The organism is Marinospirillum minutulum DSM 6287, from assembly GCF_000422325.1.
GTDB classification, from domain to species: domain Bacteria; phylum Pseudomonadota; class Gammaproteobacteria; order Pseudomonadales; family Halomonadaceae; genus Marinospirillum; species Marinospirillum minutulum.
In genome coordinates this window covers 348,140-361,093 of the sequence record NZ_AULO01000008.1, presented here as the reverse complement: position 1 = coordinate 361,093, position 12,954 = coordinate 348,140, and the positions used below count along the sequence as shown (strand labels likewise).

Annotated in this window: 15 protein-coding genes; 11 read left to right on the top strand and 4 right to left on the bottom strand. The window is 43.8% G+C overall.

Features of this window, described 5'->3' with window-relative positions; translation table 11 throughout:
* Positions 1–120: 120 nt before the first annotated feature.
* Positions 121–810, top strand: a complete 690-nt coding sequence (pyrF, locus tag H571_RS0101745) for an orotidine-5'-phosphate decarboxylase (protein WP_245562304.1) — start codon at positions 121–123, stop codon at positions 808–810.
* Here pyrF and lapB read toward each other — a convergent pair.
* Genes lapB through H571_RS0101730 form a run of 3 tightly spaced genes read right to left on the bottom strand, consistent with a single transcriptional unit; the run spans position 788 to position 2,607 of the window.
* On the bottom strand, positions 788–1,969 hold the full coding sequence (gene lapB / locus H571_RS0101740) for a lipopolysaccharide assembly protein LapB (protein WP_027847798.1): 1,182 nt from the start codon (positions 1,967–1,969) through the stop codon (positions 788–790). The two genes, pyrF and lapB, sit on opposite strands and share 23 nt — an antisense overlap.
* A gap of 27 nt (positions 1,970–1,996) precedes the next feature.
* A complete protein-coding gene (locus tag H571_RS0101735) occupies positions 1,997–2,302 on the bottom strand; it encodes a LapA family protein (protein WP_027847797.1) in 306 nt (101 codons plus the stop codon).
* Between the two features lie 23 nt (positions 2,303–2,325).
* Positions 2,326–2,607: an integration host factor subunit beta gene (locus H571_RS0101730; RefSeq protein ID WP_027847796.1), complete on the bottom strand. Its 282-nt coding sequence runs from the start codon at positions 2,605–2,607 to the stop codon at positions 2,326–2,328.
* 190 nt (positions 2,608–2,797) lie between these two features.
* Between H571_RS0101730 and H571_RS0101725 the strand changes: the two genes are divergently transcribed.
* Positions 2,798–3,109 carry an FAD assembly factor SdhE gene (locus tag H571_RS0101725; protein ID WP_036217078.1) on the top strand — a complete coding sequence of 104 codons (312 nt, stop codon included), beginning with the start codon at positions 2,798–2,800 and terminating at the stop codon, positions 3,107–3,109.
* On the top strand, positions 3,069–3,467 hold the full coding sequence (locus H571_RS0101720; protein WP_156887823.1) for a protein YgfX: 399 nt from the start codon (positions 3,069–3,071) through the stop codon (positions 3,465–3,467). Before H571_RS0101725 ends, H571_RS0101720 begins: the two co-directional genes overlap by 41 nt.
* An 8-nt stretch (positions 3,468–3,475) precedes the next feature.
* Here H571_RS0101720 and nadB read toward each other — a convergent pair whose 3' ends face one another.
* Complete coding sequence (nadB, locus tag H571_RS0101715; RefSeq protein ID WP_027847793.1) at positions 3,476–5,101, bottom strand: L-aspartate oxidase; 1,626 nt, start codon at positions 5,099–5,101, stop codon at positions 3,476–3,478.
* 152 nt (positions 5,102–5,253) lie between these two features.
* On the opposite strand from nadB, the gene rpoE reads away from it, so the two are divergent.
* The 8 genes from rpoE to era all read left to right on the top strand — a co-directional run bounded on the left by rpoE (position 5,254) and on the right by era (position 12,950).
* Complete coding sequence (rpoE, locus tag H571_RS0101710) at positions 5,254–5,850, top strand: RNA polymerase sigma factor RpoE (RefSeq protein WP_027847792.1); 597 nt, start codon at positions 5,254–5,256, stop codon at positions 5,848–5,850.
* Between the two features lie 126 nt (positions 5,851–5,976).
* Positions 5,977–6,675 carry a sigma-E factor negative regulatory protein gene (locus H571_RS0101705; protein ID WP_027847791.1) on the top strand — a complete coding sequence of 233 codons (699 nt, stop codon included), beginning with the start codon at positions 5,977–5,979 and terminating at the stop codon, positions 6,673–6,675.
* Positions 6,676–6,692: 17 nt separating this feature from the next.
* Positions 6,693–7,169: a SoxR reducing system RseC family protein gene (locus H571_RS15395; protein ID WP_051168066.1), complete on the top strand. Its 477-nt coding sequence runs from the start codon at positions 6,693–6,695 to the stop codon at positions 7,167–7,169.
* Positions 7,159–8,562 (top strand): DegQ family serine endoprotease, encoded by a 1,404-nt coding sequence (locus H571_RS0101695; RefSeq protein ID WP_027847790.1) that lies wholly within the window; start codon positions 7,159–7,161, stop codon positions 8,560–8,562. Before H571_RS15395 ends, H571_RS0101695 begins: the two co-directional genes overlap by 11 nt.
* A gap of 137 nt (positions 8,563–8,699) precedes the next feature.
* Positions 8,700–10,499, top strand: coding sequence for a translation elongation factor 4 (gene lepA / locus H571_RS0101690; protein WP_027847789.1), 1,800 nt, complete (start codon positions 8,700–8,702; stop codon positions 10,497–10,499).
* A 20-nt stretch (positions 10,500–10,519) separates the two neighbouring features.
* Entirely contained in the window at positions 10,520–11,359 is an 840-nt protein-coding gene (gene lepB, locus H571_RS0101685) for a signal peptidase I (protein ID WP_027847788.1), read from the top strand.
* Positions 11,360–11,364: 5 nt separating this feature from the next.
* Positions 11,365–12,048 carry a ribonuclease III gene (gene rnc, locus H571_RS0101680; protein WP_027847787.1) on the top strand — a complete coding sequence of 228 codons (684 nt, stop codon included), beginning with the start codon at positions 11,365–11,367 and terminating at the stop codon, positions 12,046–12,048.
* Positions 12,045–12,950: a GTPase Era gene (gene era / locus H571_RS0101675; protein ID WP_027847786.1), complete on the top strand. Its 906-nt coding sequence runs from the start codon at positions 12,045–12,047 to the stop codon at positions 12,948–12,950. The genes rnc and era overlap by 4 nt, the downstream gene beginning before the upstream one ends.
* Positions 12,951–12,954: the final 4 nt, after the last annotated feature.

The window sequence follows — 12,954 nt, the reverse complement described above, 5'->3', positions numbered from 1 at the left end:
CCGAGAGCCGCTTCAGCCAGTAGAAAAATGTTGCTGAAGCACCTTGTTTATTGATACGACTCAAGAGTTAATCTACTAGTAGGTTAACTACCTTTTTTGACAGATTTATTGGAGGCCTGTGTGAGCCCAATTATTGTTGCACTCGACTTTCCTTCTGCCGAGCAGGCTTTGGCTTTGGCAGATCAACTAGACTCTAAGCTTTGTCGAGTCAAGGTGGGTAAGGAATTATTTACTCGAGCTGGACCAGAAATTTTAACAAGGCTACACCAGCGTGGGTTTGAGGTTTTTTTAGATTTGAAATATCACGATATTCCTAACACCTGTGCTCAAGCAGTGTTAGCAGCGGCAGAGCAGGGTGTGTGGATGGTCAATGTTCATGCTAGTGGTGGTTTACGCATGATGCAGGCAGCAAAAGAGACCTTAGTTAAACACAACTTAAAAACTCAGTTAATTGCTGTTACGGTTTTAACCAGTATGTCGCAGGCTGATTTACAGGAGCTAGGAATTGCGCGTTCGCTAGAAGAACAGGTATTAAGTTTGGCTCAACTGACTCAGCAGGCTGGGTTAGATGGTGTGGTTTGTTCGGCGCAGGAAGCAAGTTTGCTTGAAGCCAAGTTAGGTAAAGAGTTCTTGAAGGTGACGCCTGGAATAAGACCGGCAAGCAGTAGTACCGATGATCAGCAGCGCATTATGACACCTGAAGCAGCAATGGTAGCGGGTAGCACTCACTTAGTTATAGGTCGCCCAATAACCCAAGCAGCTAACCCTAACCAAGCTTTAGAAGCCATTACTCGCCTTCTACCCCAATAATTGGCTTAATACTGCCCCATTCCCTGCATTTGGGGCATTGCCAATAAAGCTGTTTACTTGTAAAGCCACAGCTACTGCACTGGTGCTCTGGCTTTTTCTCGAGTAGTTGAAACGTTAAGTTTCTAAGGGTTAGCAGGTGGGCGCGTTCATCGCCTCTAGCCTGATCTAAGTAAAGATTAATTAAGTAATCAACGCCTTTAAGTGAACCCTGCCTAAGCATGTAATGGTCAACTTTTTCTAGCGCCTCTTGGTGCCTGCCTTTTTTTCTTAACACTTCTGCTAGGTGAATAAGTACCGAGGTGTAGTTATGCTCGACGAGAATTTTTTCTAGGGTGGTGGCTAGCTCTTTGGGTTGATCGAGTAGTTGGTAGGCATCTACCAACGTTTGCAGCATTACTGGAATGTAATTGGGGTCTTGCTCAGGTATGCGTAATAAAATGCGTATAGCGGCTTTGGCACTGCCACTTTGTAATTCTAGCTGCGCCATAAGCAAGGTTGCTCTAATGCAGGCAGCATCAAAAGCTGCAGCTTGTTTTAGAAGCTTGCGAGCCGGTACAAAGTTTTTCTTACCCAGCTGTATTGCTGCTAGTTCGCAAGCATAGTGGGCAGCGGCTTTTTTTAGGTGCAGATTTTCTTTCAGCATAGAAGGAGAAATGGTGTGGATTGCCTTTTGCCATTCTTTTTCTCTTTCGTATAAATCAACCAGTAATAGCTGACTGGCTTTACCAGTAGCATTATTTAAGCTTGTTAGCTCACTTAACAGCCGTTCGGCTCGGTCAAGTAAACCTGCTGCCATAAAGTCCCTAGCCAGTTCTAATTGCACTCTAGCAGCTTGTTCTTTAGTAAGGCTGGGGCGGGCAAAGAGGTTTTGGTGTACGCGTACGGCTTTATCTGACTCACCGCGTGAACGAAACAGGTTGCCTAAGGCAATGTGGGTTTCTATGGTGTCTGAGTTTACTTCCAGTGCTTTAATAAAGGTTTCTATTGCCGCATCAGGCTGCTCATTAAGCAGGTAATTTAGGCCAACAAAATAATCTTGGCTTAGCTCGCCTAGAGTGCCTGGCGGTGGAGAACGGCGACGGCGCTCTTTACGGCCTAGCCACCAACCTAAGGCGAGTGCCATAAACAGTAAAGCAAATAGCAGTATTTCCAGTGGCATAAACAGTCTGTCGTTAGTAAGAGGGTGTTATTCAGGTGCTTTGAAAGTAAGCGTGCGTAGCTTATGCAGCTCTTCTTTTTGCTGCTTGAGCAGACGTTCGTTGCTGAGTAGCTTTGCTTTATAACGGGCTAACCAAGGTAGCATAAGTACTAGTCCTAAGGAGAGCCCAGTGATTAGACTAAGAATTAACCAGAGTGCAAGGCTGTTTTCTGGCAGCTTTATAAAAAGCAAGTCTAAGGGAACAGGTTGCTGATTGCGTAGGGTAAACCAAATACCTAGTAGCAAAATGGCTAAAAGCAGTACTAGGCTAAAAAGCGATTTAATGAGTTTCATACTTTTTCCTAGTTATGAAGTTGCTAGCCTGCATTGACTTGCTCACGTAACTCTTTGCCAGGTTTGAAATGAGGCACATACTTACCAGCAAGGTGTACGTTTTCACCTGTTTTTGGATTACGTCCTTTGCGTGGCTCGCGGTAGTGTAGAGAAAAACTACCAAAACCCCTAATTTCTATACGGCCACCCGTTGCTAGGGTATCAGTCATATAATCGAGTAGTAGTTTAACGCTTGATTCAACCTGTTTTAGGCTGAGGTTGTTTTTACGTAGTGCAATTTGATCGACAAGTTCTGATTTAGTCACGCCTTTCACTCCGTTTTAGGGTGTTAGGTTTTTGATTTAACTAGCATAGTTACCTTTTACTTAATACACAATAACTAGCTTATAAACAAGCATTTAGCGAGTTAGAACTACAAGTGTTTGGTTTACTGAGTGTTTGCGCTTAGACTTGGCGCTTGCTTAATTTATAGTAAAAGTGACTTTTGAGGCCAATATGACAGATACCACCCCTGCTTCTACTGAATCAACTGCTGCAATAACTGAGCGTAACCGCATGTATTGGCAAAGTCGCCGTGGCATGTGGGAACTAGATTTAATGCTAGTGCCTTTTTTAGATGGGTGTTTAAATCAGCTTTCTGAGGCGTTGCAGTCTGATTATAAACGGCTTCTAAAGGAGGAAGATCAAGACTTGTTTCTTTGGTTAATGCGGCGCGAACCAGCTACCGACCCTAGCTTGCAGCCTATTATTCAAGCAATTATTGATCATGCAGAAAATGGCAGTTTGGATCAATATAAAGGTCTCTAAACTAGGGCGAATATTTTTCCTGCTCATTTATATGGGGCTAGTCGCCATTCTTTTGTCTCACGCTTCCTGGCTAGCCAACTGGCTTATAGCGCCGCTATTAGTACACGCTTGGTGGAGTTGGCGCCAAGCTTTTGGGGCGGCTGCTCCTGTTGCTCTACTACTAAAGGATAATAAGCTTTATTGGCAGTTGGCTAGGGGGCAGCGGCAACTTTTACAGCCGCCTGCTGTTTTATTTAGCCGTTTTATTTTAGTTTTTAAACCTGTTGGTTCACTCGCTTGGCCCTGGTTGCTTTGGCCCGATGCAGTGAGTTCAAGTGAGCATCATCAGCTACGTTGTTTTTTACGTACTTGGCATTAGGTTTTTAGTTACCAGCGGTCGGGTGTGAGTAAAGTGTCGCGTGCTTCTGCGGCAGTTTCTGGGTAGTTCAAAGTGTAGTGCAGGCCACGGCTTTCTTGACGTAATTGCGCTGAGCGAATAATAAGTTCTGCCACGGTTGCTAGGTTGCGTAGTTCTAATAGGTCGCTAGAAATACGGTAGTTAGAGTAGTAATCATGTATTTCAGACTGTAAGAGCTTAATACGGTGCTGCGCCCTTTCTAGCCGTTTATCTGTTCTAACTATGCCTACGTAATCCCACATGAAGCGGCGAATTTCATCCCAGTTATGGCTAATAACCACGTCTTCGTCAGAATCAGTAACCTGGCTTTCGTCCCAATCCTCTAGTTCTGGTGCTTCTTTAAAGCTGGCAAGTTTGTCTAATAAATCTTCTGCTGCTAGTCGTCCATAAACCACACACTCTAAAAGCGAGTTGCTTGCCATGCGGTTAGCGCCATGCAAACCAGTAAAAGCGCATTCACCTATAGCATAAAGGCCAGGAATGTTTGTTTGGCCTTTATGATTGGTTACTATGCCTCCGCAGGTGTAATGGGCGGCTGGTACAACAGGAAGTGGCTCTTGAGTAATATCTATGCCTAGCTCTAAACAACGCTGGTAAATGGTTGGAAAATGCCCACGAATAAAATCAGCATCTTGGTGTGAAATATCTAAGCAAACATGGTCTAAGCCTAGGCGTTTCATTTCATGGTCTATGGCCCTAGCTACTACATCTCTAGGTGCTAGCTCGCAGCGAGCGTCAAAACGCTGCATAAAAGGTTCACCGTTGGGTAGCGTCAACTTTGCACCCTCTCCACGCAAGGCTTCGCTAATTAAAAAGCTTTTAGCATTAGGGTGATAAAGGCAAGTGGGGTGGAACTGATTGAACTCCATATTGGCAACAGGACAGCCAGCTCGCCAAGCCATAGCAATACCATCACCAGAACTACCGTCAGGGTTAGAAGTGTAAAGGTAAACCTTACTAGCACCGCCTGTTGCAAGAATAACCGCCTTAGCAGCTAGGGCTTGTACCTTGCCCAGTTTAATGTCTAAGGCATATACACCGACACAGGCTTGATCTGCTAAACCTAGCTTGTGACGGGTAATTAAATCGACTGCTAGGTGGTCTTCAAAAATACTAATGTTGGAATGCTGTAACACTCTAGCGGTTAAGGTTTCAGAAATTGCTAAACCTGTAGCGTCATCTGCGTGTAGAATGCGCCGGAAACTATGGCCACCTTCTCGAGTTAAATGGTAGGGCAGGGGTGATGGCTCTGATTTGTGAAGTGTATCGGCTGTTTCTTCAGCTGGAGTAAAGGGAACGCCTTGATCTATAAGCCATTGAATACTTTTACGGCTTTCTTTCACTACCAGCTCAACTGTGTCACGGTGACAAAGCCCCGCACCAGCAATTAACGTGTCTTCTATGTGCGCTTCTAAAGAGTCTTCTGGGTCGACAACGGTTGCTATGCCACCCTGTGCCCAGCGTGTTGAACCCTGGTTAAGGCTGGCCTTACTGAGAAGTGCAACTTTATGTGTGTTGGCCAGATGTAGTGCAGCAGTCATGCCTGCTGCGCCACTACCAATAATAACAACATCATAATGTTGAGAAGCAGGCATAAGGTAGAGGTCCTAAATTTAAATAAATGCTTGTTGATCAATAGCCTTCGGGCTTCTTGGTAAGGCTTAGCCGTGCTAAGGTATATCTATTTTAGCCTGTCTGGCAAGTCTTGATCCTTCGATTGGTTTGCGTAATAACTTGGAGTTCCTGAATGACGAGCGCAAGGGAAACAGACCAGCGATTGGTCGAACGAGTGCAAAAGGGCGATAAACGTGCTTTTGATCTTCTAGTGAAAAAATATCAGCATAAAATTATTGCGCTGATAGGGCGGTATGTAAACGACCACCATGAGCAGCAAGATGTTGCACAGGAAGCTTTTATTAAGGCTTATCGTGCGCTCAGTAATTTTCGGGCTGAAAGTGCTTTTTATACTTGGATGTACCGTATTGCTATTAATACTGCTAAAAACCATTTGGTTTCTAGGGGTCGCCGCCCACCCGGAACAGACGTTGATGTAGAAGATGCTGAAAACTTTAGCCTAGTAGCTAGTATGAGAGATAACGATTCACCCGAATCTAATTTAATGCGTGATGAGTTAGAGGAACGCATTTTTAGCACTATCGACCGACTAGCTGATGACTTAAAAACGGCCATAAGTCTGCGTGAATTTGAAGGTTTAAGTTATGAAGAAATTGCAGAAGTAATGCAGTGCCCTGTAGGTACTGTTAGATCGCGTATTTTTCGTGCTCGTGAAGCAATAGATAAAGCCATAGCACCCTTATTAAACCCAAATGCTGTAGCAGAATAGCAACGGCAGAAAAGTAATCACAAAAAATATATGGAATTTTTTGTGATGAAGTAAAACCAAATGGATTACTCACTGTCTAGGATAGAACCGGAAGCGTGATTGTTTATTATTTATGAGGTATCTGGCATGACAGATAAGCTGCACCAGTCTCTTTCTTCAATTATGGATGGCGCAGGTGATGACTTAGAACTGCCCCGCCTGCTTAATGCTATGCAGGCTTCACCAACAACTAGCCAAGCGTTGAGTGAAAAGTGGCGGCGCTATCATCTAGCACAAGGCGTTTTGCGTGGCGAATTACGCAGTATGCAAAACCCAAAAACTGCACAAGTCGATATTTCTGCCGCTGTTATGCAGCAGTTAGAAGATGAAAGTATTAGTTTTACTGATACTGGTGCAGCCAGTGAGCTTAACCAGACTTCAAGCCAGAAAGAAGAACCTACCTTAGTTGCTGGTTCAATTACACCCTCCACTAGCCAGAAGCGCCAAGAACCTGGTCAGTGGCTACGTGGCGGCGCTTTAGCTGCATCGGTTGCGCTACTCGTTATAACGGGTACACAAATATACAATCTTAGCCAAGAGAGTGATGCTTCTGTTAACTCTTTTGCTACGCAAGAAGCAGCCCCCCCGATTACTAGCCCAATAATGCAAGCCAGCCAGGTTGCATCAGACTGCCAAACATCCATTTTTTCAGGTGTGACAGCCATAGATTTTCCAGTAGAAATACTGCAACGCAAACCCTGTAGCGATAAAGTTCAAGCCTATTCACCACTTGTTAGTTCACCACCGTCTAGGCAGCAAAACTTTACGCCTGTTTCTTCGCGTTAATAACTAGGAAGTGAAGCATGACTTGGGTAACTCAAGAAGCAGAAGTAATAGCAGAGCAAAATCAAGGACAAGTTCAGGTTAAAGCTTGCGCTTCTCAAGGCTGTGGTTCATGCAGTTTGGCAGGCGGTTGCGGGCAAGGAATTTTGTCGCGCTGGCTTATGCGTCGTTCGCCTAGCCTTACCTTGCATACAGAAACACCGCTACAAGCTGGTGATCGAATTTTACTAGGTATAAACGCAAATAAATTAAACCGTGCAGCAGTGTTACAATTTTTATTACCCTTAATAACCTTGTTGGCAGCAGCTTTACTAGCTGAGTTTATAGGCATTACTTCTGGGCTATTACTCTTTTTAATAGCCTTGATTGGCTTGGCTAGTGGTTTGCTTATAGCAAGAAAACTTGCCCTAGCTAATCAGCTTGAATTATTAAGACAATTAACCCCTTCCCCTACAACCAAAGCGAATAACAACTTGGAGTTAACTCATGTTGAGTAAAAGAGCTTCTTTACAAGCTGTGCTACTAGCCTTATTACTTGCTTGCTCTTTTTTTGTATCAGCAGCTAATTTACCTGACTTTACCCAGTTGGTAGAAAGGGCTGCGCCTGCTGTTGTTAATATTAGTACCACGCAAACAGTTCAAAAACGTTCTTCACGTATTCCTCAAGAAGTTCCAGAAATATTTAGGCACTTTTTTGGGGAGCTGCCAGAAGGGTTTGAGCAGGAACCTTCGCAGCAACAGCGTCAATCACTAGGTTCAGGCTTTATTATTTCTGATGATGGCTACATTTTAACCAATAACCATGTAATCGAAAATGCTGACGAAATTGTTGTGCGTTTAAGTGATCGCCGCGAGTTAATAGCAGAATTGATTGGTAGCGATGCTTCAAGTGATTTAGCCCTTTTAAAAATTGACGCTAAAGGCTTGCCCGTTGTGACTGTAGGTAATTCAGATAAGTTAAAAGTAGGTGAGTGGGTGCTAGCCATAGGTTCACCCTTTGGTTTTGATCATTCAGTTACTGCGGGCATTGTTAGTGCTAAAGGGCGCTCTTTACCTAATGAAACCTACGTGCCTTTTATTCAAACCGATGTAGCCATTAACCCCGGTAACTCAGGTGGACCTTTATTTAACCTAGAGGGTGAAGTGGTGGGTATTAACTCACAAATTTACACCCGTTCTGGTGGGTTTATGGGTTTATCTTTTGCTATCCCTATGCAAGTCGCTTTAGAAGTAGCAGAGCAACTTAAAGACCAAGGCAGAGTCAGCCGTGGTTGGTTGGGCGTAGCTATTCAAGATGTAAACCGTGACTTGGCAGAATCTTTTGGTTTAAAGAAACCTCAGGGTGCATTGGTCGCAAATGTAGACCCTGAAGGACCCGGTGCTAAAGGTGGATTAATGGCTGGGGACATTATTTTGCAGGTTAACGAGCAAACCATTAATACTTCCTCAGATTTACCACCCGCAGTAGGCCGCATTCGCCCCAATGCCAAAGGCAAGTTTTTAGTGCTGCGTGATGGCTCTCGAAAAACATTAACAATTAAAGTAGGGGAGCGCCCAGATGAAATGCAGCTAAGTAAAGGCGGCGCTACACAATCGGCACCTGTGCTAGCTGATAGACTAGGCTTAAAAGTTGAAGTGATTCCCGCGGGTTTAAAAGAAAAATGGTCAGTGACTAATGGTGTGCAAGTGGCGGAAGTTAGCCCTGAAAGCGCCGCCGCTGCGGCCGGTATTCGGCGTGGTGATGTGTTGGTTTCTATTGCATCAAAAGACATCGTTAGCCCTAAACAATTTGCTAAGCTAGTAGAAGAATTAGCCGCTGAGCAAACAGTCGCCGTTAGGTTAGTAAGACGAGGCAGCCCACTTTTTGTTGCTTTACGTGTAAATGAATAGCGATCACTTTTTTGATAGCATTTCTTTGCTAGCGCTTATCAGGTAAACTTTAGCGCACTTTTTTCGGGTAATACGCCTTAGCACTGCTAGTCGTATTACCTCCTCTGTTTTTTATCTGAATTTCGATGCAGGTGAACGTGAAGCGCCTTAAACATATTCGTAACTTTTCCATCATCGCCCACATCGATCATGGTAAATCCACCCTAGCAGATCGCTTTATTCAATTTTGTGAAGGTTTAAGCGACCGGGAAATGAAAATGCAAGTGCTCGATTCTATGGATCTTGAGCGCGAACGCGGTATTACTATTAAAGCGCAGAGTGTAACGCTTAATTACACCTCCTTAGCAGGTGATCTTTACCAGCTTAACTTTATTGATACACCCGGCCACGTTGACTTCTCTTATGAAGTCTCCCGCTCTTTAGCGGCTTGTGAAGGTGCTTTGCTTGTCGTTGATGCAGGGCAGGGCGTAGAAGCTCAATCGGTTGCTAACTGCTATACAGCCATAGAGCAAGGCTTAGAAGTAGTGCCTGTCTTAAACAAAATGGATTTGCCTCAAGCAGATCCAGAACGTGTTGCTCAAGAAATTGAAGACGTTATAGGTATAGATGCCACCGATGCAGTACGCTGTTCCGCTAAAAGCGGTTTAGGTATTCAAGACGTGGTTGAGCGTTTAATAACTCAAATACCACCACCTGAAGGCGATATAGATGCACCCTTGCAGGCACTAATTGTTGACTCTTGGTTTGATAACTACCTAGGTGTGGTTTCACTGCTGCGTATTAAAAACGGTACGCTAAAGAAAGGCGACAAGATTTTAATTAAATCAACTGGTAGAACTTGGGATGCCACAGGTGTTGGTATCTTTACACCTAAACGAATTGAAACTGGTAGCCTAAAAGCGGGTGAAGTGGGTTATTTGGTTTCAGGCATTAAAGAAATTCATGGTGCGCCTGTAGGTGACACCATAACCCATGCTAAAACGCCCGAAGTAGAAAACCTGCCTGGCTTTAAAAGGGTTTCTCCCCAAGTTTATGCGGGTTTATTTCCCGTTTCTGCAGAGGATTTTGAAGAGTTTCGTGATGCGCTAGATAAACTATCGCTCAATGATGCTTCTCTGTTTTTTGAACCAGACAGCTCAGAAGCACTAGGCTTTGGTTTCCGTTGTGGCTTCTTAGGTATGCTGCACATGGAAATTATTCAAGAACGCTTAGAGCGTGAATATAACCTAGACCTACTGACCACTGCTCCAACAGTTAGCTACGAAGTCGTAATGAAAAACGGCGATGTGCTAAAAGTAGATAACCCTACGCACATGCCAGACCCAGCGGCTATTGCTGAAATGCGAGAGCCTATAGCACGTTGTACTATTCTTACCCCGCAAGAAATGGTGGGTTCTTGCATAACGCTTTGTACAGAAAAGCGTGGTATGCAAGTCGATATGGTCTATTTAGGCAGCCAAGTACAATTAGTGTATGACATACCGCTTGCTGAAGTAGTGCTTGATTTCTTCGACCGTTTAAAATCTGCTTCGCGTGGCTTTGCATCCTTAGAATATAGCTTTAATCGTTTTGAAGCAGCCAAGCTAGCCCGTTTAGATGTATTAATTAACGGTGAAAAAGTCGACGCTTTGGCACTTATAGTGCATAGCGACCTAGCTGTAAGCAAGGGTCGTAGCCTAGTAGAAAAAATGAAAGAACTTATACCAAGGCAAATGTTTGATGTGGCAATTCAGGCGGCCTTGGGTGGACAAATTGTTGCACGCTCAACTGTAAAAGCTATGCGTAAAAACGTACTGGCTAAGTGTTATGGTGGTGATGCTAGCCGTAAAAAGAAACTTTTAGAAAAACAAAAAGCTGGTAAAAAACGTATGAAGCAAGTGGGTCGGGTGGAAATTCCACAGGATGCTTTCCTTGCTGTACTGCAAGTAGATAACTAGGAACTAAATCACTTATGCATCTGGATTTCTCTCTTATCCTAGTCTTAGCAAGCTTAGTGACAGGGCTTGTTTGGCTGCTAGACAAACTAGTATTAAAAAAACGCCGTGCGGCTAACCGCTTTCAAGACAAAAAGCCAGGTTTGTTGGTGGAATACTCCAACTCCTTCTTCCCTGTCTTGGCTCTGGTGCTGGTGCTGCGCTCGTTTTTATTTGAACCTTTTCAAATACCCTCTGGCTCCATGCTACCTACGCTAAAAATAGGTGATTTTATTCTAGTGAATAAATTCAGCTATGGCGTGCGTTTGCCGGTTGTGAATAAGCGAATTATTGAAGTAGATAATCCGTCACCTGGCGACGTGGTGGTTTTTCGCTATCCTCTAGATGAGCGTCTAAACTATATTAAGCGCGTTATTGGTGTTGCCGGAGATAAAATTAGTTATACCAATAGCCAGCTAGTAATTAATGGGCAACCAGTTGGTCGCCAGCTACTAGAAAAGAACCCGGTTGAATCACCAAAAGAAGAACTGTGGCAAGAAACTTTGGCAGATGCGAGTTATTCAGTTTATAACTACCTACAACCTACTTTTAACTTTCCAGAAATAACCGTACCCGAAGGCTATTATTTTGTAATGGGTGATAATCGTGACCATAGTAATGACAGCCGCTTTTGGTGCCAAGGTCAGCCACATAATGAAACTGGCTGCCTCATTATTCCTGGTTATGTCAATGATCGTGGTGCGCCACTGGTTATGGGGTTTGTTCCTGAAGAAAATCTAGTGGGGCGTGCTTTTGCCGTGTGGATGCACTGGCCGAAATTACTAAGCTTACCCAAGTTTGGTGATCTTCGTACAATAGAGTGAGCTGAGTGAAAGATAATCTAACACCACTAACCAAAGCCTTAGGCCACACCTTTAACGACCCTAGTTTGTTAGTGCTGGCGCTAACACACCGCAGCTTTGGTAATAATAATAATGAGCGCCTAGAGTTTTTAGGTGACTCCATTGTTAATTTTATTATTGCAGAAGACCTCTACCTGCGGTTTCCACAAGCTCGTGAAGGGCAGCTATCGCGCCTTAGAGCGCGTCAAGTAAAAGGCACTACTTTAGCTGAGGTTGCCAGAGAGTTTAAATTAGGTGACTACTTACAAATGGGTTCAGGTGAACTTAAAAGTGGTGGTTATCGCCGAGAGTCTATTCTTGCCGATGCACTAGAAGCGGTCATAGGTGCAATTTATTTAGATGCAGGAATGGATGCAGCTAAAACTAGGGTTTTAAGTTGGTTTGCAGCACGCCTAGATGCCATGAGTTTAAATGACACTCAGAAAGATCCAAAAACGCGTTTGCAAGAATACCTTCAGTCACGTCAACAACCCCTGCCGCAATATGATGTAATTCATGTTGAAGGTGAAGCCCACGCACAACTTTTTACAGTTGAATGCGTGATAGAACAGTTAGATTATCGACCATTAGGCATAGGTTCTAGTCGTCGATTCGCCGAGCAAGAAGCCGCTGAAAAGGTTTTGCAGGCATTGGAGGTTAAGGTTAAATGAGTAACAGCCGTTGTGGTTATGTCGCCCTAGTAGGCCGCCCAAATGTGGGTAAATCCACCCTACTTAATCGTATTTTAGGGCAAAAGATAAGTATTACCTGTAAAAAACCACAAACTACTCGCCATCAAATTATGGGTATCCATACCGAAGGCGAAGTGCAGACAATCTATGTAGATACGCCTGGTATGCACCTAGCGGAAGGTTCGCGAGATAAAGCCATTAACCACTATATGAATGATGCAGCCAAGCAGGCAGTACGCGATGTTGACTTGGTGGTTTTTTTAGTTGATCGCACCAAGTGGACACCAGAAGATGACTTGGTACTAGAGCGCTTAACTCACTTAAAGTGCCCTGTAATTTTAGCGATTAACAAAGTTGATTGGTTAGAAGATAAAAATACCCTTTTGCCTTTTATTGAAGAAGTTAGCAAAAAACGAAATTTTGAATTGATCCTACCTATCTCTGCTTTAAATGGTAAGCAGGTTGATTCTTTGGTTAAAGAAATAGAGCAACGCCTTCCTGAAGGCGAGCATTTTTATCCTGAAGATCAGGTGACTGATCGCAGCTTACGTTTTTTAGCTGCAGAACTGGTTAGAGAAAAAATTATGCGCCAGCTGGGAGAAGAACTTCCCTACTCAGCAACAGTTGAAATTGAACAATTTAAACAGCAGGGCGCTGTATTGCATATTCATGCCTTAATTATGGTTGAGCGTGAAGGTCAGAAAAAAATAATTATTGGCGATAAAGGCAGTCAGTTAAAACTGATAGGCAGAGATGCACGCCTAGATATGGAAAAAGCCTTTGATAGCAAGGTCATGCTTAATCTCTGGGTTAAGGTCAAAAGTAACTGGTCAGATGATGCTCGTGCCTTAAAAAGCCTAGGCTATACTGGATTAGATTAAACCT